The organism is Geothrix campi, from assembly GCF_024609265.1.
Taxonomy (GTDB): Bacteria; Acidobacteriota; Holophagae; order Holophagales; family Holophagaceae; genus Geothrix; species Geothrix campi.
On the sequence record NZ_JANHMP010000001.1, the window covers coordinates 163,224 to 184,052 of the forward strand.

General features: G+C 66.2%; 26 protein-coding genes and 1 tRNA gene. 8 read left to right on the forward strand and 19 right to left on the reverse strand.

Annotated elements, in window-relative coordinates; all coding sequences use genetic code 11:
- Nucleotides 1-2: 2 nt before the first annotated feature.
- Entirely contained in the window at nucleotides 3-572 is a 570-nt protein-coding gene (locus tag NOV65_RS00765; RefSeq protein WP_257303356.1) for a hypothetical protein, read from the reverse strand.
- A 259-nt stretch (nucleotides 573-831) separates the two neighbouring features.
- On the opposite strand from NOV65_RS00765, the gene purD reads away from it, so the two are divergent.
- Nucleotides 832-2,136 (forward strand): phosphoribosylamine--glycine ligase, encoded by a 1,305-nt coding sequence (purD, locus tag NOV65_RS00770; RefSeq protein WP_257303358.1) that lies wholly within the window; start codon nucleotides 832-834, stop codon nucleotides 2,134-2,136.
- Nucleotides 2,137-2,147: 11 nt separating this feature from the next.
- Here the strand turns inward: purD and NOV65_RS00775 are convergent, their stop codons facing one another.
- The gene (locus NOV65_RS00775) at nucleotides 2,148-2,495 is read right to left on the reverse strand and encodes a hypothetical protein (protein WP_257303360.1); all 348 of its coding nucleotides are present in this window, start codon (nucleotides 2,493-2,495) and stop codon (nucleotides 2,148-2,150) included.
- Nucleotides 2,496-2,519: 24 nt separating this feature from the next.
- A complete protein-coding gene (locus NOV65_RS00780) occupies nucleotides 2,520-3,407 on the reverse strand; it encodes a 3-hydroxyacyl-CoA dehydrogenase family protein (RefSeq protein ID WP_257303361.1) in 888 nt (295 codons plus the stop codon).
- Between the two features lie 122 nt (nucleotides 3,408-3,529).
- On the opposite strand from NOV65_RS00780, the gene NOV65_RS00785 reads away from it, so the two are divergent.
- The gene (locus NOV65_RS00785) at nucleotides 3,530-4,012 is read left to right on the forward strand and encodes a DinB family protein (protein WP_257303363.1); all 483 of its coding nucleotides are present in this window, start codon (nucleotides 3,530-3,532) and stop codon (nucleotides 4,010-4,012) included.
- Nucleotides 4,013-4,053: 41 nt separating this feature from the next.
- On the forward strand, nucleotides 4,054-4,536 hold the full coding sequence (locus NOV65_RS00790) for a nucleoside deaminase (protein ID WP_257303364.1): 483 nt from the start codon (nucleotides 4,054-4,056) through the stop codon (nucleotides 4,534-4,536).
- A 10-nt stretch (nucleotides 4,537-4,546) separates the two neighbouring features.
- Here the strand turns inward: NOV65_RS00790 and speA are convergent, their stop codons facing one another.
- On the reverse strand, nucleotides 4,547-6,436 hold the full coding sequence (gene speA, locus NOV65_RS00795) for a biosynthetic arginine decarboxylase (RefSeq protein WP_257303367.1): 1,890 nt from the start codon (nucleotides 6,434-6,436) through the stop codon (nucleotides 4,547-4,549).
- Between the two features lie 92 nt (nucleotides 6,437-6,528).
- On the reverse strand, nucleotides 6,529-7,473 hold the full coding sequence (gene queG / locus NOV65_RS00800) for a tRNA epoxyqueuosine(34) reductase QueG (RefSeq protein ID WP_257303368.1): 945 nt from the start codon (nucleotides 7,471-7,473) through the stop codon (nucleotides 6,529-6,531).
- 120 nt (nucleotides 7,474-7,593) lie between these two features.
- Between queG and pgsA the strand changes: the two genes are divergently transcribed.
- The 3 genes from pgsA (at nucleotide 7,594) to NOV65_RS00815 (ending at nucleotide 9,714) form a co-directional block, all read left to right on the forward strand.
- A complete protein-coding gene (pgsA, locus tag NOV65_RS00805; RefSeq protein WP_257303371.1) occupies nucleotides 7,594-8,250 on the forward strand; it encodes a CDP-diacylglycerol--glycerol-3-phosphate 3-phosphatidyltransferase in 657 nt (218 codons plus the stop codon).
- Between the two features lie 100 nt (nucleotides 8,251-8,350).
- A complete protein-coding gene (locus NOV65_RS00810; RefSeq protein WP_257303373.1) occupies nucleotides 8,351-8,989 on the forward strand; it encodes a DUF502 domain-containing protein in 639 nt (212 codons plus the stop codon).
- On the forward strand, nucleotides 8,986-9,714 hold the full coding sequence (locus NOV65_RS00815; RefSeq protein ID WP_257303374.1) for an SDR family NAD(P)-dependent oxidoreductase: 729 nt from the start codon (nucleotides 8,986-8,988) through the stop codon (nucleotides 9,712-9,714). Before NOV65_RS00810 ends, NOV65_RS00815 begins: the two co-directional genes overlap by 4 nt.
- 35 nt (nucleotides 9,715-9,749) lie before the next feature.
- Here the strand turns inward: NOV65_RS00815 and NOV65_RS00820 are convergent, their stop codons facing one another.
- Nucleotides 9,750-10,976, reverse strand: coding sequence for an MFS transporter (locus tag NOV65_RS00820; protein ID WP_257303376.1), 1,227 nt, complete (start codon nucleotides 10,974-10,976; stop codon nucleotides 9,750-9,752).
- Between the two features lie 142 nt (nucleotides 10,977-11,118).
- On the opposite strand from NOV65_RS00820, the gene NOV65_RS00825 reads away from it, so the two are divergent.
- Together NOV65_RS00825 and NOV65_RS00830 are read left to right on the forward strand one after the other, a co-directional pair.
- A complete protein-coding gene (locus NOV65_RS00825) occupies nucleotides 11,119-12,351 on the forward strand; it encodes an FAD-dependent oxidoreductase (RefSeq protein WP_257303377.1) in 1,233 nt (410 codons plus the stop codon).
- Nucleotides 12,352-12,368: 17 nt separating this feature from the next.
- Nucleotides 12,369-12,445: transfer RNA gene (locus NOV65_RS00830), tRNA-Arg, on the forward strand.
- Nucleotides 12,446-12,671: 226 nt separating this feature from the next.
- On the opposite strand, the gene NOV65_RS00835 is transcribed toward NOV65_RS00830, so the two are convergent.
- The 13 genes from NOV65_RS00835 to NOV65_RS00895 all read right to left on the reverse strand — a co-directional run bounded on the left by NOV65_RS00835 (nucleotide 12,672) and on the right by NOV65_RS00895 (nucleotide 20,825).
- A complete protein-coding gene (locus NOV65_RS00835; protein ID WP_257303380.1) occupies nucleotides 12,672-13,583 on the reverse strand; it encodes a tyrosine-type recombinase/integrase in 912 nt (303 codons plus the stop codon).
- A 212-nt stretch (nucleotides 13,584-13,795) separates the two neighbouring features.
- Complete coding sequence (locus NOV65_RS00840; RefSeq protein ID WP_257303382.1) at nucleotides 13,796-14,095, reverse strand: hypothetical protein; 300 nt, start codon at nucleotides 14,093-14,095, stop codon at nucleotides 13,796-13,798.
- Nucleotides 14,096-14,152: 57 nt separating this feature from the next.
- Entirely contained in the window at nucleotides 14,153-14,746 is a 594-nt protein-coding gene (locus NOV65_RS00845; protein WP_257303383.1) for a hypothetical protein, read from the reverse strand.
- Complete coding sequence (locus NOV65_RS00850) at nucleotides 14,743-15,051, reverse strand: hypothetical protein (protein WP_257303385.1); 309 nt, start codon at nucleotides 15,049-15,051, stop codon at nucleotides 14,743-14,745. Before NOV65_RS00850 ends, NOV65_RS00845 begins: the two co-directional genes overlap by 4 nt.
- A complete protein-coding gene (locus NOV65_RS00855) occupies nucleotides 15,048-15,302 on the reverse strand; it encodes a hypothetical protein (RefSeq protein WP_257303388.1) in 255 nt (84 codons plus the stop codon). Before NOV65_RS00855 ends, NOV65_RS00850 begins: the two co-directional genes overlap by 4 nt.
- Nucleotides 15,303-15,330: 28 nt before the next feature.
- Entirely contained in the window at nucleotides 15,331-16,917 is a 1,587-nt protein-coding gene (locus tag NOV65_RS00860; protein ID WP_257303390.1) for a hypothetical protein, read from the reverse strand.
- Nucleotides 16,918-16,920: 3 nt separating this feature from the next.
- Nucleotides 16,921-17,340: a hypothetical protein gene (locus NOV65_RS00865; RefSeq protein ID WP_257303392.1), complete on the reverse strand. Its 420-nt coding sequence runs from the start codon at nucleotides 17,338-17,340 to the stop codon at nucleotides 16,921-16,923.
- 10 nt (nucleotides 17,341-17,350) lie between these two features.
- Nucleotides 17,351-17,923 (reverse strand): hypothetical protein, encoded by a 573-nt coding sequence (locus NOV65_RS00870; protein ID WP_257303394.1) that lies wholly within the window; start codon nucleotides 17,921-17,923, stop codon nucleotides 17,351-17,353.
- Nucleotides 17,920-18,438 carry a transglycosylase SLT domain-containing protein gene (locus NOV65_RS00875; protein ID WP_257303395.1) on the reverse strand — a complete coding sequence of 173 codons (519 nt, stop codon included), beginning with the start codon at nucleotides 18,436-18,438 and terminating at the stop codon, nucleotides 17,920-17,922. The genes NOV65_RS00870 and NOV65_RS00875 overlap by 4 nt, the downstream gene beginning before the upstream one ends.
- Before the next feature lie 94 nt (nucleotides 18,439-18,532).
- Nucleotides 18,533-18,898, reverse strand: coding sequence for a hypothetical protein (locus NOV65_RS00880; RefSeq protein ID WP_257303397.1), 366 nt, complete (start codon nucleotides 18,896-18,898; stop codon nucleotides 18,533-18,535).
- Nucleotide 18,899: 1 nt separating this feature from the next.
- The gene (locus tag NOV65_RS00885; protein ID WP_257303399.1) at nucleotides 18,900-19,325 is read right to left on the reverse strand and encodes a hypothetical protein; all 426 of its coding nucleotides are present in this window, start codon (nucleotides 19,323-19,325) and stop codon (nucleotides 18,900-18,902) included.
- Nucleotides 19,326-19,396: 71 nt separating this feature from the next.
- A complete protein-coding gene (locus tag NOV65_RS00890) occupies nucleotides 19,397-20,089 on the reverse strand; it encodes a hypothetical protein (protein WP_257303402.1) in 693 nt (230 codons plus the stop codon).
- A 10-nt stretch (nucleotides 20,090-20,099) separates the two neighbouring features.
- The gene (locus tag NOV65_RS00895) at nucleotides 20,100-20,825 is read right to left on the reverse strand and encodes a hypothetical protein (protein WP_257303404.1); all 726 of its coding nucleotides are present in this window, start codon (nucleotides 20,823-20,825) and stop codon (nucleotides 20,100-20,102) included.
- Nucleotides 20,826-20,829: the final 4 nt, after the last annotated feature.

Genomic DNA, 20,829 nt, shown 5'->3' on the forward strand with positions numbered 1-20,829 from the left:
CGTCACTCGGCGGCGAGCACCGCGATGGTGGCCATGCCTTCCTTGCGGAGCACCAATGCGGCTTTCTGGGCCAGGGTGCGATTGGGCAGGATCACGTCGACAGTTCCGATGAGGCGGTCCGTGACAAGCAATTCGCCTTTCGTGCCGTCACCCATGCTGAAGACCGCCCCCTGCTTCAGGGCCACGGCCGTGGTGCCGAGGGCCGGCACGCCCCTCTTTCCGAGCTGGGAGATGGCCAGGGTGGCCCCGAAGGAACCGTCCCGGAACACCCGATCCCCCGGCAGGAGCACCAGGTAATTGGCTCCGTGGTTGGCGATGAGATGAGCGGCGGGGGTGGCCTGCTCGATGTGGCGGGTGTCGGCCACGGTGATGAGGGCGCCCTCGCCCGCGGCCTTGGCCAGGGCCATGACCTCGTCGCGACTGGCGCTGTAGTCGCAGATCACGCCGATGTGCTGCTTCTCGGGCCAGGTGGCCCGGGTGGTCTTCAGCAGCGGCTGGAAGTCCTCGGCATGGAGGGCCAGGCCGGCGAAGACTGCCACGGCCACGGCGAGGGAAGTCGAGATGCGGTTCATGTTGCCTCCGGGGGCAAGGGCCGTCGGGGAGTGCCCTCGGCGGCAGGTTGAGGAGAGCCCGGTGCGGCGATCCGACGGGCGGGTGAATGCCCCACAAGATGCGGGCGGGCACTGGATCCGGCCACGGATCTGGGGCGAAGCGGCTTGAGGATGGGCGAAGGGGCCCCTGGAGGGGGCAGACCGGGGGTATCGGGAGACGCGCGATACCCGGCGAACGGGGTACGGCCGGGCTGGGCGATACTGGAAGACGGAGGCACCCATGAAGATCCTGCTCCTCGGTTCTGGCGGCCGGGAACATGCGCTGGCGCTGAAGCTCAAGGCCTCGGCCAGTCCCGTGGAGCTGGTGTCGGCGCCGGGCAGCGATGCCTTGGCGGAAGTGGGGTCCTGCGTGACCCTGGACCTGGAGGCCCCCGCGGCCGTGGCGGCCTGGTGCGCTTCGAACCGCCCGGATCTGGTGGTGGCCGGGCCCGAGGTGCCCCTGGTGGCAGGTGTGGCGGACGCGGTGCGGGCCCTGGGCATCCCGGTCTTTGGCCATGAGGCCGCCACCGCCCGACTGGAGGGCAGCAAAGCCTTCGCCAAGGCCTTCATGGACCGGCACGGCATCCCCTGCGCCGCCAGCCATACGGTGACGGATCTTGCCGTGGGCGAAGCCCTCATCCACACCTGGACCCACGGCTATCCGATCGTCCTCAAGGCCGATGGCCTGGCGGCGGGCAAGGGCGTTGTGCTGGCAGAGAGCGAAGACGAAGCCTTGGCGACGTTCCGGGCCTTCATGGCCGGCCAGTTCGGGGAGGCCAGCAAGACGGTGGTGTTCGAGGAACCCCTGATCGGCATGGAGCTGTCACTCCATGTGCTGGTGGACGTGGGCGCCGATCGCGCCGCGTTTGCCATGCTGCCCGCCTGCCAGGACCACAAGCGCATCTACGAAGGCGATCGCGGACCCAACACCGGCGGCATGGGCGCCTTCGGGCCCATCCCCTTCCTGCGTCCCGAGGACATCCAGAGGATGCGGACAGAGCTGGTGGAGCCCACGGTGCGCGGCCTTCAGAGGGATGGTCTTGCGGCCCGGGGGGTGCTGTTCCTGGGGGTCATGTGGACGGCGACCGGCCCGGAGCTGCTGGAGTACAACGTGCGCTTCGGGGACCCCGAAACCCAGGTGCTCATGCAGCTGTTGGATGAGGACCTGGCGGCCCTGCTCCTGGAGGTGGCCGAGGGCCGGCTGGTGGCCCGCGATCTGAAACTCAAGCCGCACACGGCCATCACCGTGGTGCTGGCGGCCGAAGGCTACCCGGAAGGGGCGAAGAAGGGGGTGCCCATCCAGATCGGGACGCCCGCCGTCACCGTCATCCACGCCGGAACGCGCAAGCAGGATGGGCGGTGGCTGACGAATGGCGGCCGCGTGATGAACCTGGCCACCTCCGCACCAGATCTCGCCGCGGCCCGCGCCGCCATCGAGGCCGCCCTGCCGCAGGTTCAGTGGCCCGGTATGCAGGTTCGCCATGACATCGGCCTCAAGGCCCTGCGCCATGCGGAGGCGGGAAAGACCGTCCAGGATCCCTGGTGAGGGGCAACCCCCTAGCGGTTCCGCAGGAGCCAGACCAGCAGGGTGAGGGCCGACAGCGTGAGGGTGAAGGCTCCTGAAGCCCGATGGATGCGCGGGATGGCGGACCGGGCGCTGCGGCCCTCCCGCCAGGCCAGGGCCGCGCGACCCAGGAGCATGGTGGATCCAGCGGCGGCGATGACGGCCAGCCACAGGAGGAGCTGCTGCCGGCCCAGGCTCCGCGGATGGAGCAGAACGCGCAGGCCGATCACGGTGAAGGCCGCCATCATGAGGTGCCCGTGGAGCCGGTGTTCCCCCCGCCGGACCGCTCGCAGGGCGAGGGCCAGTAGGATCGCGGCGGGGATCAGCAGCAGGTCCAGCATGACTGCCAGACTATCCCAGGCAGATCAGAGCGGAACAGCCTCCAGACGCTTATCGCCCTCCCAGCGGTAGAACCCCGCGCCGGACTTGCGGCCCAGGCGGCCGGCGGCCACCAGCTGGCGCAACACGGAGGGGGCCTTGAAGCGGGGTTCCCCGAAGGCCTCGAAGAGTACCTCGGCCACGCTCTGCATGGTGTCCAGGCCGATGAAGTCGCTGAGGTGCAGGGGGCCCATGGGATGACCGCAGCCCAGCTTCATGGCCGCGTCGATATCCTCCACCGTGGCCAGCCTCTGCTCGGCACAGCGCAGCGCGTCCAGCAGGTAGGGCACCAGGAGTCGGTTCACCACGAAACCCGGGGCGTCCGGCGCCAGCACCACGGTCTTGCCGAGCCTCTGGACGAAGGCCTTCAGGGCGTCGAGGGTCTCTCCATCCGTGGCGAGGGTGCGGACGATCTCGACCAGGGACATGGCGGGCACGGGATTGAAGAAGTGCAGGCCCGCCAGCCGGGGCAGGCGGCCCGGCGACAGGACAGGGCTGAGGTGGGCGACGGTGAGGCTGGAGGTGTTCGTGCAGAGCAGGGCGCCCGAGCCCATGACCTTGTCCAGCTCGGCGAAGGTTTCCAGCTTGAGATCCATCCGTTCCGGGACGGCCTCCACCACCAGATCGCAACCCGACAGCGCGGCGAAGGCGAGGGTGCCATGGAGCCGGTCGCTGAAGGCAGCCTTCTGCTCCTCAGTGATCTTCCCCTTGGCCACGGCGCGTTCCCAGGTGCCTTTGATCCGCGCCAGCCCCTTGGTCAGGAGCGACTCGTCCACCTCCTTTACCCAGACTTCGCAGCCCGCCTCCGCGGCGCATTGCGCGATGCCCGAGCCCATGAGCCCGCAACCGACGATGCCGATGCGCTGGATGTCCATAAGGCGCTCCCTGTTGGAATGGTGATGGTCTGGTCCCCATTCTCTGCCGCTTCTGCGCTGGAGGGGAGGATGACCTGCGGTAGGGTTCTTTGGTTATGATCGGCCATTCCCCGGAGGTGCCCGTGACCGGCCTGCTGAAAGACCTGCTCGGCCATCAGGTCTGGGCGGATGCCATGTTCTTCCATGCCTGGGGCAAGTCGGCCGGCCGGGAGGACCTCGAGTTGCGGACCAGGACTGGCCATCTGGTGGATGTGCAGGAGGGCTTCCTGGGAATCCTCAAGGGCGACGCAGGGGTGCCTGAGGCCCGTTCCCTTCAGGATTTCGAGGCATTGAAAAGGCGCTGCAGGGCCAACCACGAGGCCCTGGGCGCCCTGGGGCGCGGCCTGGACGCGGCCGCCTTGGCCCGCATCGTACGAGTGCCGTGGTTCCCGGATCCGCCCTGCCTGGTGTCCGTGGCCGAGGCGCTGCTCCAGATCTGCCTGCATACCCAGCACCACCGCGCCCAGAACATGACGCGCCTCAAGGCCCTGGGGGCCGAGCCGAAGAATGTGGACTACATCATCTGGCTCTGGAAACAGCGGCCCGATGGGCGCTGGGACCTCTGAGTGGTGGAAGAATGAAACGGAACCAGCTCCGGGGATAGGCCATGCGGACAAATGCGAGTTCCCTGCGGTTCATGCGGCGTGCCATCGAACTCTCCCGCCTCCACATGGAGTTGGGCCACGGGGGCCCGTTCGGCGCGGTGATCGTGAAGGACGGGGAAATCCTGGGTGAGGGTTGGAACCAGGTCACCTCCAGCCACGACCCCACAGCGCACGCCGAGGTGGTGGCGATCCGCCAGGCTTGCGCGAGACTCGGCGTCTTCCAGCTTCGGGGTTGCGAGATCTACACGAGCTGCGAACCCTGTCCCATGTGCCTGGCGGCCATCTACTGGGCCCGATTGGATCGGATCTGGTACGCCAACGATCGAGCGGATGCCGCTGCCATCCAGTTCGACGACGACTGGCTCTACCGCGAAGTGGGTCTGCCCATGGAGGAACGGAGCCTGCCGACCTTCCAGGTGCTGCGCGACGAGGCCCAGGCCGTCTTCCAGTCCTGGGACCGGAAAGCCGACAAGATCCCCTACTGACAGCTGCCCGCTATATTTCCAGATACGTGTGCAGTTTCCGCTCTTCGGTCAGCAACGCCCGCAGGGCCTCGGCGGCATCGCCCTTGGCGCTGGGTTTCCGCTTGGTCTGGGGGCCCTGGATGAGCACATCGGGATCGTAGTGGACGCTGCGCAGCACGTGATCCACGGTGTCGCCCTTGACGATGTGCTGGATCTTGAAGGTGTCGTCCTCGTGGACCACGATGTGGGCCTCGTTGGGCGCGCCGAAGAGGTTGTGCCGCATGCCCAGGATGTCCTGGTAGGCACCCGTGAGGAAGAAGGCCACATAGTAGGCCTCGCCGCTCCGGGGTTCATGGAGGGGGATCTCGTCGCGCACATCCTTCAGGTCGATGAATTTCTCCATCTTCCCGTCACTGTCGCACGTGATATCGCACAGGGTCGCGGACAGACCCGGCTTTTCCTTGAGCCGATGGATGGGCATCGCAGGGAAGAGCTGCTCGATGGCCCAGTGGTCCGGCATGCTCTGGAAGATGCTGAAGTTGGCGATCAGCTTGTCCGCCAGGCTTTTGTTGAGATCCTGGAATTCCTCGGGAATGTATTTCAGGCTCTTGCTGGTCAGGATGCGGGACAGCTTCCGGCAGACCTCCCAGAACAGCGTCTCACCCTTGCTGCGGTCCTCCAGGCCCAGGTAGCCCAGGTTGAAGAGGGTGAGCAGCTCATCCTTCTGGGTGATGGCGTCGTGGTACATCTCAGCGAAGTTCTTCACGGAGATGTTGTCGCGGGTGTAGGCCAGTTCCTTGAGGATCTGGGGCTCGTTGCCGGTGAGCGTCACCGTGTACTTGGTGTGGGTGGTGTCGATGAGGCCGATGATGTCGACCACGACCACCTCGTGGTAGGCCACGATGGCGCGCCCCGACTCGCTCAGGAGATCCGGCATGGGCACCTGCTCCTGGGCGCAGATGTCCTTGGTGGTGTAGACGACATCCGCCGCGTACTCGGCGATGGTGTAGTTCATGGAGCTGCTGAAGGTGGTCTTGCTGCCGTCGTAGTCCACGCCCAGACCGCCGCCCACGTTGAGGTAGCGGATGGGCACGCCCATCTTGCGGAGCTTGGCGTAGATGCGGGTGGCCTCCTTCATGGCCGACTTGATCTTGCGGATGTCCGTGATCTGGCTTCCGATGTGGAAGTGCAGCTCGATGACGCTGTCCAGCAGGTCGCGCTTCTCCAGGACCTCGATGGCGTCCAGGATCTCGCGGGTCGTGAGGCCGAACTTGGCGTGGTCGCCGGCACTGGTCTCCCACTTGCCGCTGCCCTGGGCGTTGAGCTTGGCGCGGAGCCCGATCAGGGGCTCGACTTTCAGTTCCTTGGCCACCTTCAGGATCAGCGGCAGCTCGGTCATCTTCTCCACGGTGATGACCACCTTGCGGCCGGCCTTCCGGGCCAGCAGGGCCATGCGGATGAACGACTCGTCCTTGTACCCGTTGCAGAGCACCAGGGCCTCAGGATGCAGATCCAGGCTCAGGGCGATCATGAGCTCGGGTTTGGAGCCCGCCTCCAGCCCGTAGTGGTACTTGTTGCCGGAGCGGACGATCTCCTCGACCACTTCCTTGGTCTGGTTGGTCTTCACCGGGTAGACGCCCTGGTAGCTGCCCTCATACCCGAATTCGTTGATGGAGCGGCGGAAGGCCTCGTTGACCTCGACCACCCGATGGTCCAGCACCTGCGGGAAGCGCAGGTTCACCGGCGTGCGGATGCCCTTCTTCTTCAGATGCTGGACGATTTCGTAGACGTCGCAACTGAGGGACTCGTCCTTGGTGGGCGTGATCTCCAGATGGCCCTTGGCGTTGATGCCGAAGTAGCCATTCCCCCACTCTTTCACGCCGTACAAGGTCGCGGCGTCCTGGACCGTCCAGTGCTTCATGGGCATCCGAGGTGCCTCCTCAAAATCGGGGCGGCCACCTTTGGCCGGAAGTTTGTTTATATGGAAAAAAGCCCAATAGTTCCAATGAAAAATCACTCCCCGAGGATCCGGGCAAGGGTGGCCCGCCAATGGCGGTCCCTCACGCGCCTCAGGGCGGTCCGCCGGGTGAGCTTCCGCCACTGGGCCGCACCCCGGGGAAGTTCCCCCGCAGAACGGGTGTGGAGGGGGCTGGGGCCGCCCCAGAGGGCCGGATCCCCCCAGATCGGAGCCCGGTTCCAGGGGCAGGCCTCCTGGCAGGCGTCGCAGCCCGCAGCCCAGCGGCTTGCCGCCAGGGCCGCCGCGACCTCTGGGGGCGGTTCAGCCTCGGTTTCGATGGTGTAGGTGGTCAGGCACCGGGACGGGTCTAGGCGGAAGGGTTCCAGGGCGCCCGAAGGGCAGACCTCCAGGCAGGCCGTACAGGTTCCGCACTGCTGGGTTCCAAACGGTTTATCCGGTGGCAGCTCGATGGAGAGCAGCAGCACCCCGAGAAAGCCCCAGGAACCATCCTTCCCGGCGATGAGGAGGGTGTGCTTCCCCTGCCAGCCCAGGCCGGCCCGGGCCGCCAGCTGGCGCTCCAGTAGCGGGGCCGTGTCCACGCAGACCCGTCCCTCCAGGCCCGGCCACTGCGCCTGGGCCGCTTCCAGGAGCCGGGCCAGCCGTGGTTTCAGGATCATGTGATAGTCCGGGCCCCACAGATACCGACTCAGCTTCAGGCTGCCCGGAGCTGCCCCGGGGGTGGCCTCCGGGCGGGCATAGGGGAAGAAGCCCACCAGGGCGGTGCGGGCCTGGGGCCAGAGGGCTTGGGGATCCAAAAGCGTCGCGGGGTCCAAGTAGGGGAGCAGGGTGCCCCGGCCTTCCTTGAACCAGGTGCCGAGCCGCGCTTCCTCCGCCAGAAAGGGGTCGCAGCCAGCGAACCCCACCCGGGCAAAGCCGGCGGAAAGGGCCTCGGTCCGAAGCCAGGTCTTGAATGCCAGCGGATCGGAGTGTTCGACTGGCACGCGGAGGCCACCTCCCAAGACTATCCTCGCCCCCGGGCAGGCCGATGTCACGGGGTTCCAGGGCGGAGCGGCGGCTCGCCCGGAAAGGCGGTAGGCTGGATGCGGAGCCGAACGCCCGCCATGAACCTGCCCAATTTCCTGTCGCTCGCGCGGATCCTCATGGTCCCCGTCCTGGTCGTGGTGCTCATGACCAAGGTCACCAACCACGAGGTCATCGGGGTGCTGGTGTTCTGGGCCGCCTCCATCACGGATGCCCTGGATGGCTACTTCGCCCGGCGCTGGAAGCAGGTGACCACCCTCGGCAAGCTGCTGGATCCGCTGGCGGACAAGCTGCTGGTGTCGGGCGCCCTGATCTCCCTGGTGGAGCTGAACCTGGCGCCGGCCTGGATGACCTTCATCATCCTGGCCCGGGAATTCGCCGTGACCGGGCTGCGCGGCATCGCCAGCGAGGAGGGCATGACCATTCCGGCCGGCGCCATCGGCAAATGGAAGATGGGCTTCCAGGTGGCGGCCATCTCCTGCCTCATCCTCGGCCCCAGGCTCGACTACTGGCTCTACGAATGGACCCACAAGGACATCTTCCACCTCTTCATCCAGCTCAACCGGCCCTACAGCTTCTTCTGGGGCATGGGCGTGCTCCTGCTCTGGGGCGCCGTCATCCTCGCCATCTGGAGCGCCATCTCCTATTTCCACGGCTTCTGGAAGGTGGTGGGACCGAGCATCATGGCCGAAGACGGACGTCTCACCGGGAACCAGGTTCCGAAGGACTCTGAATGATCCGCAAGTATCTCCTCGCAGGTTTGCTCTCGGCATCCCCTGTGGGGATGCGTGAGACGCTCGCTGGGGCGTGGTCCGTGTGCCGACTTGGGGTGTGCCGATGATCCGCAAGTACCTCCTCGCGGGCCTTTTCACCTTGCTGCCCATGGTGGTGACGCTCTGGATCCTCAAGGGGATCTTCACGGCCCTGGTGGGCATCTTCCGGGAGCCGCTCACCTGGCTGTCCCACCTGATCCACGTTCCGGACCCCCCGACCTGGGCGCTGGCGTTGTTCTCCGCCTTGACCACGGTGCTGCTGCTCCTGGTGGTGGGGGCCCTGATGGGCAACTTCATCGGCCGCCAGCTGCTGACCTGGCTGGACGAATTGATGATGTCCCTGCCCGTCGTGAAGGGGGTGTACGGCGCCACTCGTCAGCTCATGGGCGCCATCCAGTCGGGGCAGGGCGGCAGCTTCAAGGAGGTGGTGGTCGTGGAGTGGCCCCATCCCGGTTCCTATACCCTGGGCTTCGTGGCCAGCCGGGATTGTTCCTGGGCCATCCCCGGGGGGCAGGGCATGCTCGCCGTCTACATTCCGACCGCCCCCAATCCCACCTCAGGCTACGTGATCATGCTCGAGGCCTCGAAGGTGTCGCCAGCGGACCTCAGCGCCGACCAGGCCCTGACCTGGGCCATCAGCGGTGGCGTGGTGGTGCCGGCCCGGACGGGGACTGGCACGTTCCGGATGCCGGAGAAGTCATGACCGCCCTGCAGGGCCGACGCATCCTCATCACCGGCGCCGGCAGCGGCATCGGGCGGGCGGCGGCCAGGCTCTTCAGGGATCGCGGCGCGGATCTGATCCTGGCGGGCCGACGCCTGGAGGCGCTCCGGGACACGCTGCCGGACGCGGTCCACGTGGTTCTGGATCACACCGACGACGCGGGCGTGGCCGCCTTCGCCCGTGAGTGCCCCGAGCTGGATGGGATGTTCCTGAACGCGGGCGCTCTGGTGCTGGGCTCGGTGGCTTCTACGCCCATCGCCCATTTCGATGCGGCCATCGCGGCGAACCTGCGCGGTCCCTGGCTCATGGCCCATCATCTGGGTGGCCGGGTGAAGGACGGCGGCAGCGTGGTGCTGGTGGGCTCCAACATCGGCCTGCGGGCCATCCCGGACAGCGCGGCCTACAGCGTGGCCAAAGCCGGCGTCCACATGCTGGCGAAGGTGCTGGCCCTGGAATGGGCGCCTCGCCGCATCCGCTGCAATGCCATCGCGCCGGGGCCCGTCCGCACGGCCATGGTGGAGGCCCGCCTCGCCTCCAGCCCGGATCCCGAGGGGGATCTCGCCGCGTTGTCGGCCGTGAATCCCCTGGGGCGCCTCGGCACCGAAGCCGAAGTGGCCGCCTTGGCGGCGCACCTGCTCAGCGGCGAGAGCGGCTGGACGACAGGGGCCGTGATCCCGCTCGACGGCGGAGCTGACGCGGTCTATTAGGCCCGCTGACCGGGCGCTGCTCAGCGGTGCGGGGATCAATCCACTTCGAGGAAGTTCAGGTCCTTCGCATGGGTCTCCTCCATGCCCCAGAGACTCAGGGCCCCGACGGCCAGACAGGCTAGGCCGATGGCCAGGGCGGAGTTCACGAGGCCCCAGTGGGCTTTGAGCGCCAGGAAGCCGGTGGTGATTGGGACGACGGCCCCCCGGACGAAGTTGGGGACCGTGACCGTGACCGTGGCCCGCATGTTGGTGCCGAACTGCTCGCTGGCGATGGTGACGAACACCGCCCAGTACCCGGCGGAGAAGCCGAGGGCCACACACATGGCGTAGTAGGCCTGGGCGGGCATCCCGCGGCTGAGGAGGGTGGCCAGCACGGCCGCCAGCGTGAATCCCTGGAACATCAGGACCGTCTTCTTCCGGCTGGCGATCCACTGGCTGATGAATCCGGACCCCAGGTCGCCGATGGCCAGGCCCAGGTAGCAGGAGGCGATGGCATGGCCCGGGTTCACGGCTCCCACGACGCCGAGGCTCTTGGCGAGCTCCGGTGAGGAGGCGACCAGTATGGCCACGACGTACCAGATGGGGACGCCGATGAGGATGCTGCGCAAGTACCGGGAGAAGCGCGCGAAGCTGGTGAACAGCATCAGGAAGTTCCCCTTGACCACGTTCTGGCTGGCGAGGTTCTTGAACATCCCAGAGTCGGTCACCTTGATGCGGAGGATGAGGAGGAGGAGGCCCAGGACACCACCGGTGATGAAGGCTCCCCGCCAGGAAAGGGTATTGCCCACGAAATCGGCCACCAGCGCTCCGGTAATGCCGACGCTGGCCACCACGGCGGTGCCGTAGCTCCGGATCTCCTTCGGAAGCACCTCGCTCACGAGCGTGATGGCCGCCCCGAGTTCGCCCGAAAGTCCCAGGCCCGCGAGGAAGCGCATGGCCGCATAGGCCGGGATGGTGGTCACGAAGGCGTTGGCGATGTTCGCAAGGGAGTAGAGGGTGATGCTCCCGAAGAGCACCGACATGCGGCCTTTCTTGTCGCCCAGGATGCCCCAGAGCACCCCACCCACGAGCATGCCGATCATCTGGAAATTGAACAGGTAGACGAAGGTGGGGAGGATCTGGTCCGCCGGGACGCCGAGGTCCGTGAGGCTCTTCGTGCGGATGATGGGAAAGAGGATCAGGTCGAAGATGTCGACGAAGTAGCCGAGGGCGCCGACGATCACGGTGAGGTTGACGACGTCCTTCCAGGAATGGCTTTTCATCAGGCAGCTCCAGATGTGCTGGGGGTGGGTGGATCCATCGTTCCTGTGATCGGGTCCCAGTTCAAGTGGCGGCGGCGGGCCCGGGGATTCAAATTCGCGCGCTCGGGCCCTGGGTCAGGCACACTGGGCGCTGGAGGAGTCCGTGCCCGAATCAGCCTGGCCCGCCCCGCCCGCCAATGCCTGTTCCGCGGCCATGGATCTGCAGGTGGAGGTGGCCATCCTCGGCGCCGGCATCCACGGCGCCGCCCTGGCGCGGGAACTGACCCTGCGTGGCGTGTCCTGCGCTCTGGTGGACAAGGGCGAGGTGGGCGGCGGCACCAGCCAGTGGTCCAGCCAGCTCCTGCACGGCGGCATCCGCTACATGCTCACGGGCGACATCCGCCAAATGCGGGAGGGCCTGGCCGAGCGCGCCACCTGGGCCCGTATCGCGCCCCACCGCTGCCGCTGGGAGGCCTTCTGGATGCCCCACCGAGGGTGGATCGAAGGCCTGTCGCACCGCGTCGGCATCGGCCTCTACGACCACTGGGGTGCCGAGCGGCCCGGCTGGCCAGCGGAGTTGAGCCTCGGCCACATTCCGAAGGAAGCCTTCCTGACCGACCCGCGGGGTGTCCTCGGTCCCTTCCGCGGCGCCACGGCCTACGCCGACCTCATGACCTGGGATCGCGAGCTGACCCGGGATCTGGCGGCCTCCAGTGACGCCATCGTCCTGGACTTCCATGAGCCCGAGGCCTTCGAAGAGGGGGGTGGTGGCCTGCGAGCCCTGCGATTGCGGGACCGGCGGGATGGTTCCGCCCGGCGGCTCGCGGCGCGCCGTTGGGTGTTCGCCCTGGGGCCCTGGACGGATGGCGCCATGGCGCAGTGGTTCGGTGAGTCGCGGAAGCGGCTGCGGCTGTCCGCCGGTATCCACCTGTGGTTCGACGCCGTGCCGGGCTGCGAACGGCCCTGGGCCATCCGCCGGCCCAAGGGGCGCATCCTCTTCGTGATCCCGCGGGACGGGATGCTCCAAGTGGGCACCACGGAGCGCGAGGTCGAGGATGGCTGCGTGCCGATTCTCGAGGCGGAGCGCGAAGAGTTGTTCGGGGCCCTGGAGAGCAACCTGCCCAGCCTCCCCTGGCGGCAGATGCCAGTGCGGGCCGAAGAGTTGGGCGTGCGGCCCCTGGTGGCCGGGGGGGGTGCCACCACCCATCTGAGCCGCGAGGCGGTGTTGGAACGGCACTCCCGTTTTCCGAACCTCACCCTGGTGCTCGGCGGCAAGCTCACCACCGCCCGCGCCCTCATGGACCGGCTGGCCACGGACCTCACGGGCCTGCGCTGCGAGACCTCCACCACCGCACTCCTGCGCCTTTGGGATGGACAGGCGGCGCAGATCCGGTAGAATCATTCCTTCAGTGCGGTCCCGTAGCTCAGCTGGATAGAGCATCAGACTACGAATCTGAGGGTCGGGCGTTCGAGTCGCTCCGGGACCACCAACAAAACATGATGGGAGCATGTAAAAAACAGGCAGCACAACCCGCAAAAATAAATTTAACTTTTTTTCTGGGGGTGCTGCAAACTTTGTTGGAGGGGGGGCTCCTGATTACCTGAACCACCATCCTCCCCTCCAGCCGCCCCGGCACCTCGCCGGGGCGGTCTTTTGTTGGCCTCCCGTTCAGGGGCGATTTTCGACCGTTCGGCGGTTTCGCTTGCGTTCCGGCGCTACTTCGCTTCGGCCCGGGCGATCATGGCGCCTTCCATGGCCAGCGCCACGCGGCCGGCGCTCTTTCGATCGACGTGCGTGTAGATCTCGGTCGTGGTCACGCTGGCATGGCCGAGCTGCGCCTGCACTTCGCGGATGGTCGCGCCTCGTTGCAGGGCCTCGGTCGCGTGCGCGTGGCGCAGATCCTTCAGGGCCATGCCCAGGCCGTGCTTTCGGTTCACGCGGCCCCAGACATGGCTGAGGGTGCTTTCGTGGCAGACCGGGGCGCCTTCGGCATCCTGGAATGGGCCGGCGTTTCCGAGCTGGGCCTTGCGCAGCGTCAGCACTTCGACCACCCACAGCGGAATCCCCACGGCGCGGGCGCGTTTGCTTTTTGGGCTCCAGCCGGTGACTTTGTGGGGGCGTATCTCAAGCACGCCGGCCGCCAGGTCGCAATCCATCCAGCGGAGCGCCAGCAGCTCGCCGCGGCGCAGGCCGGAGCCCAGCAGGCAGAGGAAGGCCTCCCGGTAGTCGCGCTTCCAGACGGACAGGATGGCCTCGAGTACGGCGGCGAACTGGGCCAGCTCAATCGGCGGGCGCTGCGGCTTCTTGAGCTTGGCCGCCGCCAGTGGGGCGCGCTTCAGGTAGCCGCTGGCGAGTGCCCAGCGGGCCCAGGCGCGAATCACGGTCCCCTTGCGGTGTAGGGTGGTCTTCCCCTGCCCGGCGGCTTTGCAGCGGGCCAGGAAGGCGGTCAGGTGGTGCGGCTCGGCCTTGGATAGATCGCTGATGCCCTCGGCTTCCAGGTGGCTGCTGAAGTCGCCCAGGATGACGGCCTGCTGATAGACCCAGCGGGTGGCATTGCCCAGGACTTCGGACGCGACTAGGTAGGCTCCCGCGGCCTTCTGGAGGGGGTTGGCTTCCGCTTTGGCCATGCTCCGCTCCTCGGACTTTTCACGTCCAGAGGCTGCGCGAGCCCGAATCCTAACAGGGGAACGGCCGGGCGGGGGCTCCTGTCTCCGTCCGGCCGTTATGTCCACTTTCAATACCCCCGATGGTCAATTATCGGCGGGCCTGGCGGTGGAGATGGTCACAGCTAATTGTATGTTTGTCTCAATTCAACACTTAGGCAAACACTGCCGAGATGCTATCTATTGGAAAGCAGTTCTAGGATGGTGGCCAGGTGTCGGGTGTTTGCCTCGATCTGAAGCTGAAGGCGGATCTGCTGGGCTTGAAGACGCAGGGCGCGGCCCTTCGCATCCCCGATCAGAGCGCCGATGAAGACCGGGACCAGCGCCGCCACCAGGGCGAAGTCCGTAAGCTTCTGCAGCAGGATGAAGATCGGAACCCCAGCAATGATCCCCAGCGTGACGGCCACGATGACGTACTGCGTGGCCGTTGTCTCGAGCCCTCGGGCCTGTGCTTCGATCAGTTCGGGCTTGAACATGGAACCCTCCGGGTGATCCCGGAGTATCTGACGGGGCGGCCTCGGGCCGGATCACAACTACCACCGGACGCCGACGATGCCGAAGGGGCCGCCGTTCACGTACCCGGCGCCGGCCACCACGGGGCCGCGGGCGTACTGCGCCAGGCCGCCCAGGTTGGCCTTGCCGTCCCGCAGGCCTGGGGCGATGGCCACGGTCCAGCGCGGCAGGGGCCGGGAAGCTGGGAGTGGAAACTGTGTCACGGTTTCCCGGGTGCTGGCCTCGCCCAGCGGCACGCGGCCGGCGGGAGTGTCCAGCCATTCCACCGTACGCAGGGTGAGCCGCGGGCCTTCCACCTGCCCGAAGAGGGCGGAATGGAAGGTCCCTCCGGTAGCCAGGGCGGGCAGGGCTGTCTCGGTGGTGCTGAGGTGATGGCCCAGCTGCTCGGCTTGCGGTTGCGCGGGCTCTGGGAGGGCCGCGGGCGGCCCGGGAATGATCCGGGTCACGATGATGGTGCGGGGCGCTCCGGCGGGGCTTAGATCGCGCTCCGGCTTCGGCGTGGTGGCGCCGATGGTGAGGGGCGCGGCGGCCGGAAGGGTCCAGCGGCCGGCGAGGAATCCGAGGCCGAGGCAGGCGAGGCAGATTCCGGCGGCGGTGAGGCCCCGGCGGATCACGGGAGCGCCCCGGCGGCCCTTCGGCGCGTGGGGGGCTTGCGCAGGTTCACGATGGCCGCCACGTCTGAAAGTATGCCCTTCATTTCCTCCACGATTTCCCGCGTGCCCTGGGCTTGCAGCGTGAGCTGCTGGAGTTCCAGCAGGACATTGACGTGCCCGTCCTCGTGTTTGGTGCGCCAGGCCTCAAGGGCTTTCACGCGCTCAACCAAAGCGCCCCACACGTAGCTGAGGATTTTCCAGAGGCCAGTGAGCAGGCCCGCGGTGATGGTCAGCCGGGCCAGCAGATCCAAAATCGGCAGGCTCATGCGGGCACCGGTGGGTTCATCGTGGGCACAGCGGGCGGCATGGTGGGCGGCATCGGTGTGCGATTGAACCAGCGGCCGGCGATTTCAATGCCCGCCAGCAGCAGCATCGCCCCGCCGTTCCATCCGTTCATGTTGTTCCGGATCACGTCATAGGCCGTGAGGCCCAGGGCCACCCAGCGGGCCGTCCCGAGGGAGGAGGCCGGGTCGAGAAAGGCGGCAGACAGGTGATTAAATACATCCTTGGCGTTCATTCATGACTCCCAGATCATCCGGTCGTTGCTACTGCGAGAAATACCATCCGGAGATGTAAAACGACGTTGCGGCGGCCAGTCCCGCATTGGTCAATAGTCCAGGGGCCAGTCCGCTCCCGATGCTCTGATAGAACTTCTGTTGAGCGTTCCCGTCTTGCCAAATAATGCAACCTAATTTCCCGGTGTGCGTAACACCTGAATACGACTCTATTTCTGTGTGTCCAGGCATAAGGGCGCCCAGGTTCGCCGCAGGAAACGGGAGGATGAGCTGCACGGTTCCGGTGATGTTGCTGATATCGGTTGTAACGATTGCCGCTTCAAAAAAGATTCGGTCTTGTTCGATCCGGTAACTTCCCTGGGCCGTGCTATACGTCCCGCACAGGACCGCCATGGGACCGGCCACTGCTCCGGCTCCGGATGGTTGGACGAAGGTCACATCATCCCCGATTGTGATATCAAACGTGTCCACCGTTACGTTCGATATTACAAATACCCCGTTCAGGTTTTCTTTCCCGCCGCCGTTGAAATAGCGGATCCATACCGATTTCGCGTTGGCGTAACCGTGCCCCGCGACAGTCAAAGTCGCCGTGTTCCCGACGATTGAATAAGCGGTGATCGCCTTTGAAACGGCGGTTGTTCCGGTCAGCGCGGGGGTGAATGATCGGCGCTTGCCCTGAACCAGGTCTAGCCGCTGCGTCCTGTAGCCATTGTCCACCACGGACAGCCCTACATTGCCCGAATGAACGCCACAATTACGGGCTCCGCGGTTGAGCAGCACCTGCCCCGCGGTGTTCATTTCATAGTCTCCGCCCAGAATGATGTTTCCGTAACAGTAAGAATGGGCCGCATCGGCTACGTTCGTCCCGAAAACAATGCCATTCCCCGTGTTCAGCTCTCCCAGACACCCGTGAAAGGTGCACAAGTTCGCATTGTCCACGTTGAAGCCATCGCCGCCATTGTTCATGGAGAAGCAGCCGATGGCGTTGCCCGCGTTCGCATCTGGCGGGAGGCCCGGTTTGTCGTGCACATAAAAGCCGTGCCCGGACATTCCTGCTACGTTGCAATTCGTGAATTGCCAAGAGTTTGCGTTAGCTCCGGCGGCATCCTTGCCCACACGGATCCCCACCCCTGATGGGGTCGCCTTGTCCACCCCAATGACCGCGACGTTATTCATTCGGCACGAGTTACCCTGGACAGCAATTCCGTCGCCGGTTGCCCCAGCCTGATAGATAAGTCCCCCGCCAGAAATTCGAGAATAATCCCGCATTTCGATGCCGTTATCTACCATCGTCGCTTTTTTGATGAAATAAGATCCTGGATGCGATCCAGAGACTACGGAATGAGCGCCCCTAAATTCCAGCGTAGTCAGAGAAGGGATCACAATGGTGCTAGAAATCAGCGGCGTGTGGCCATCCGGGACAACGACATGCTTAGATGCCGCCAGGGCGGCGATGATCGCCGCCGTGCTATCTGTTCCGCCCGTGGGATCGTATCCCGCAAAGTCTGAAACCGATACATATTCCCTATTTTTATCCTGTTGCATCCTCTCACTGGCACCCGCTAAAGGTGCCTTATAGGCCACACGATCAGCGTTCAGCCTTTGGCGCAGGCCCATGCCTTACCTCCCATAAAGTTCGAGGGTGATGGATCCGCCGCCGGCTCCGCAGTTTAGCAGCAGGCCGGTCACGCTGAAGCCGTCGCGGGTGTCGCCTTTGGCGAGGGTCAGGGGGCTCTCTCCGGCTCCGCCCAGCTTGAGGGTGGGAACGATCGCGCCGGTCAGATCCTTCACGAAGACGGATTGCACGGTCGTCAGGGTGCCCAGGGCGACGGCGGAATCCACCAGGCCGGCGGCCATGTTGATCGTGACCTCCCGGGCCTTGGTGGCGGCCTTGGGGAGCAGCGCCAGGGCGTCAATGATCGCCTGGCCGGCGGTGGCCTGCATGGTGAGGCCCAGGGCGTTGATGACGGGCTGCATGTCCGCTATCACGGCCGCGGCCGGGGGGGTCATGGAGAATGATTTGACAACCCTCATGGTCATTGGCTGGCTCCTACTTCACAACGGTGATGAGGCGCCCGGGGATCATGGTCGCGGGTGGATGGTCGTAGTCGCCCAGGGCCTCGATTTTCGTCAGCAGGCCGGCGGCGGGGCCGATGATGATGGCCCGCAGATACTTCTGGAAGGGCTCCACGAGCTGGCGCGTCACGCGCAGGCCGATGGTCGGCTGGTGAAGGTCTTCGATGGCGGTGGCGGTGTCGAGGGAATCCACCAGGGCGCCGGGGTCGGCGGACTCGGACCATCGCACCACTTCGCCAGGGGCCAGGTCGAGACTCACCACGCCGTCAGGAATGGGGTGGAAGATGCCGGAATCGTTGAAGACGGTCGCCTGGATTTCCGGCCGCACAAAGGGCCCGCTGTAGGCCCAGCGTTCGATGGGCATGCGCTCCATGTCGAACCCGACGCGGAAGAATAGAACCTTGATCGCCTGGGCCACGCCTCCCGGGGTGGTGCCGGTGGTGCTGCCCGAGGTTGAGCCGGTGCCGCCCGTGCCGGAGCCGGTGCCGCCGCCGTAGCTTCCGCCGGGGGTGTAGGGGGTGTCCCCGATATCCGTTGCGATCATCATGCGAAGACCCTCCGGGCCACGAAGAACGCGAGCAGGGCGAGGAGGCCCACGGCCGCGCTGCCCATGCCCACCTTGAAGATGGTTCGGTAGAAGGTCCGCCGGGCGAGGATCGCCGGGGCGTAGGCCTGACTCTCGGCCGGCAGGGCGCCCACGATGCCATCCCAATCGGTGCGGCCGGTCTTGCGGATCGCCGCGTCAACCCGACCCATGCCGCCGTTGTAGGCTGCCAGGGCGAGGGCTTCGGGATCGGCCGCGCCGCGGTAGCGGGCGAGCAGCATCTGCATGTAGCGGATCCCTGCGTCAATGGAGTCCTCGGGGTCGAACGGATCGCCGCCCCGGCCCCACTCGTCCCACGTCGCGGGCATGAACTGCATCAGGCCCATGGCGCCGGCCGGTGACACGGCATCCTCACGGAAGGCGCTTTCTTGGTGCGCCTGGGCGGCCAGTAGGGCGGCATCGTAGCCGTAGGCCTTGGCTGCGGCTTCGATGAGTGGTTTTAAGTCCAGGAAGGCCATCAGGACCGCCAGAAGGGGGCCAGGCCTGCCACCAGGTTCTGCACCTGGAAGACCCGCCAGCTAATGGCGGGCGGCAGCAGACCCAGCAGGGTCATCACCCGAACACCTCGACGCGAACATCTGCATCAGGGAACGGGACCGGGAACACCGAGGGGTCCGTGTTGGGATCGCGCACCACGCGCACGACGAGCGGGGCGCCCTCTTTCACCAGGCCTTCGATGTAGAGTTCATCCACGGGGCCCTTCGGGGTGATGTTGTAGCGGATTTCTCCGGCTACTTCGATCTGGATACGCATGATCCGGGCGTAGGCGTCCGACCCGCAGAAATAGCGGATCAGCTGATACTTGCGCCAGCCTCGGGACTCGTCCCGGGCCTCAATTCGCCCGTTGCTCATCACCGTGGCTACCCGGCCCACGAGGGACACGGATAGCGGGTTCAGCTCGGAATCAGGCGGCTGCATGTCAGGCCCCCTGGCCCCAGAAAACGATTTCCAGTTCGACGTCGCCGTAGTTCTTCAGGACGTCCGTCTGGAAGACGTTCGCATTGATATCCAGCTTGACGGTGGGCTGGTTGTTGCCCACGAGCTTGAAGGGCGGCACGGCGACGGGGCCCTGGTCGAGCTGGCTGAAGATCGCGGCGGGCATGTCGCCCACGGTGATGACCTGGGCATCCTGGCGGTCCAGCGCCAAGCGCAGGCGCACGGCCCGCTCGATCATGCGCACGGCGTCACGGGTGGGCAGGGCGCCCGCGGCCGAAGGCTGCACGGTGATGAACGCTTGAATGCGATCCACCATCACGTCCGCCCGGCCGGTGATATCCAGGCTCTTGGTAGTGGGCTCGGTGGTGCCGAGCTTCATGCGAAACGAGGCAATCTGAGGGATGCCCATGGGGTTCTCCGGAAGAGGCGCGGGCGGGCCGTTGCGGGCCCGCCCGCTGGTTCACAGGTGGCGCGTGGTGGCTAGAGGGCCACCTGGCTCTGCTTCTGGCCCTTGAGGATCACCACCACGTCGAGGACGTCAGCAGCGCCGAGGGTGTAACCGGTGGCGTCCACTTCGAACCGCATGTCGAAGGTCTGGGACTCCTGGAGCTTGACCTCCTCGCCGGGGTTGAAGGTGTGGAGGCCGCGCACGTCAGACGTGCTGAAGTCCAGGCCGGTGATGTTCCGCACGCCGCCGAGGCCGGGGAACAGGATGGTGGGCTGGTTGAGCTTTTCATAGCCCTTGGCGCCGACGTTCAGGACGAGGCGGGTGTGAGCGATGAACATGGCCAGCGCGGCGGCCGTGGTGTTGGGGTTCACGCGGATTTCCACGCCGGAGACGATGAAGCGGCTGGTGTTGGGCATGCCGTTCGCCACTTCCAGGTTCGTCTTGTCCGGGTTGGTGGTGCGCGTGACGTTGAACAGGGGCACCTTGGAGTTGCCGGCCTGGGCAGCGTTGGCGGCCTGGGTGAGACGGAAGAAGAGGGGCTGGGTGTCCTTCTCGCCGATGTTGTCGAGGGCCATGGTGCGAATCTCCTGGGGGCTGGTCGCCACAGGGGCGGCAGCGGTGGCGGGGGTGGCAGAAATGCCGGGGGTGGCAGGGGTGGCGGGGGTGGCAGGTACGGCCCGTTTGGGGAGCCGTTCCTGGGCGTTGCGAGAGAAGAGCGAGCGCATGGGCACCTCCCTACAAGCCGGCGGGCCGGATCGGCAGGGTGGGCTCGGCGTAGCCGAGGGGGTAGGTCAGGCCGGACACGCCCGCATCAACCCACTGGCCGTTTTCGTCCCAGTAGCCGGTCACGCCGGCCACATCGTTGCCGTCCACGCCCGCGAAGAGCTCGGGCATGAAGGACTGGCCCAGGCTGCGGATGCCTTCCGCGATGGCACCAACGGCGATGGGCTTGCCGAAGGTCTTGCCGCCGAAGTAGAGGGCGCCGCCGGCCAGTGCGCCAGTGGCGAGGATGGTCCGGAGCGTCGGGTTGAAGTCCGGCAGGAGCCGCTCGGCCTGGCGCTGGGCAAACGAGGAGCCCAGGGAACCGGCGGCCACCAGGGCGCCTTCCTTCGCCACTTCGATGATGCCGGCCATGTTCAGCTTGCCGCTGAAGCTGGGCCGGGCCTTCGCCGCGGTGGGGTTGTGCTTGGTGGTGTGGTGCTTGCCGTGCCGGTTGACCTTGTAGGCCTTGGGGGCGGCGGTGGGGTTGGACTTGCGGGCCTTCTTCGTGGCCCGCTTGTGGTGCTTCTTCATGGGAAGCTCCTTTGCAGAGCGGCCACGGGCCGCAGTTGTGGAAGAGAGGGACCGGATTAGTCCCTGGATCGTGGCGCGGGCTTGGCCCGTCGCCTTACTTGCCGCCCGGTTGAGGGCGGTGAGCGTGAACTGGTCGTCTTTGCCGTTCAGGGCCTGGATGGTCTTCATGGGT

Coding starts and splice junctions, on each gene's coding strand:
- NOV65_RS00775 (WP_257303360.1), bottom strand. CDS start 2,495: ATGCTGGACCTGCTGCTGATCCCCGCCGCGATCCTACTGGCCCTCGCC.
- NOV65_RS00860 (WP_257303390.1), bottom strand. CDS start 16,917: ATGGGCCTGCGCCAAAGGCTGAACGCTGATCGTGTGGCCTATAAGGCA.
- NOV65_RS00815 (WP_257303374.1), top strand. CDS start 8,986: ATGACCGCCCTGCAGGGCCGACGCATCCTCATCACCGGCGCCGGCAGC.
- NOV65_RS00780 (WP_257303361.1), bottom strand. CDS start 3,407: ATGGACATCCAGCGCATCGGCATCGTCGGTTGCGGGCTCATGGGCTCG.
- NOV65_RS00840 (WP_257303382.1), bottom strand. CDS start 14,095: ATGTTCAAGCCCGAACTGATCGAAGCACAGGCCCGAGGGCTCGAGACA.
- NOV65_RS00820 (WP_257303376.1), bottom strand. CDS start 10,976: ATGAAAAGCCATTCCTGGAAGGACGTCGTCAACCTCACCGTGATCGTC.
- speA (WP_257303367.1), bottom strand. CDS start 6,436: ATGAAGCACTGGACGGTCCAGGACGCCGCGACCTTGTACGGCGTGAAA.
- NOV65_RS00810 (WP_257303373.1), top strand. CDS start 8,351: ATGATCCGCAAGTACCTCCTCGCGGGCCTTTTCACCTTGCTGCCCATG.
- NOV65_RS00895 (WP_257303404.1), bottom strand. CDS start 20,825: ATGAAGACCATCCAGGCCCTGAACGGCAAAGACGACCAGTTCACGCTC.
- NOV65_RS00765 (WP_257303356.1), bottom strand. CDS start 572: ATGAACCGCATCTCGACTTCCCTCGCCGTGGCCGTGGCAGTCTTCGCC.
- NOV65_RS00890 (WP_257303402.1), bottom strand. CDS start 20,089: ATGCGCTCGCTCTTCTCTCGCAACGCCCAGGAACGGCTCCCCAAACGG.
- pgsA (WP_257303371.1), top strand. CDS start 7,594: ATGAACCTGCCCAATTTCCTGTCGCTCGCGCGGATCCTCATGGTCCCC.
- NOV65_RS00885 (WP_257303399.1), bottom strand. CDS start 19,325: ATGGGCATCCCTCAGATTGCCTCGTTTCGCATGAAGCTCGGCACCACC.
- NOV65_RS00855 (WP_257303388.1), bottom strand. CDS start 15,302: ATGAACGCCAAGGATGTATTTAATCACCTGTCTGCCGCCTTTCTCGAC.
- NOV65_RS00835 (WP_257303380.1), bottom strand. CDS start 13,583: ATGGCCAAAGCGGAAGCCAACCCCCTCCAGAAGGCCGCGGGAGCCTAC.
- NOV65_RS00865 (WP_257303392.1), bottom strand. CDS start 17,340: ATGACCATGAGGGTTGTCAAATCATTCTCCATGACCCCCCCGGCCGCG.
- NOV65_RS00850 (WP_257303385.1), bottom strand. CDS start 15,051: ATGAGCCTGCCGATTTTGGATCTGCTGGCCCGGCTGACCATCACCGCG.
- NOV65_RS00880 (WP_257303397.1), bottom strand. CDS start 18,898: ATGCAGCCGCCTGATTCCGAGCTGAACCCGCTATCCGTGTCCCTCGTG.
- NOV65_RS00790 (WP_257303364.1), top strand. CDS start 4,054: ATGCGGACAAATGCGAGTTCCCTGCGGTTCATGCGGCGTGCCATCGAA.
- NOV65_RS00870 (WP_257303394.1), bottom strand. CDS start 17,923: ATGATGATCGCAACGGATATCGGGGACACCCCCTACACCCCCGGCGGA.
- purD (WP_257303358.1), top strand. CDS start 832: ATGAAGATCCTGCTCCTCGGTTCTGGCGGCCGGGAACATGCGCTGGCG.
- NOV65_RS00875 (WP_257303395.1), bottom strand. CDS start 18,438: ATGGCCTTCCTGGACTTAAAACCACTCATCGAAGCCGCAGCCAAGGCC.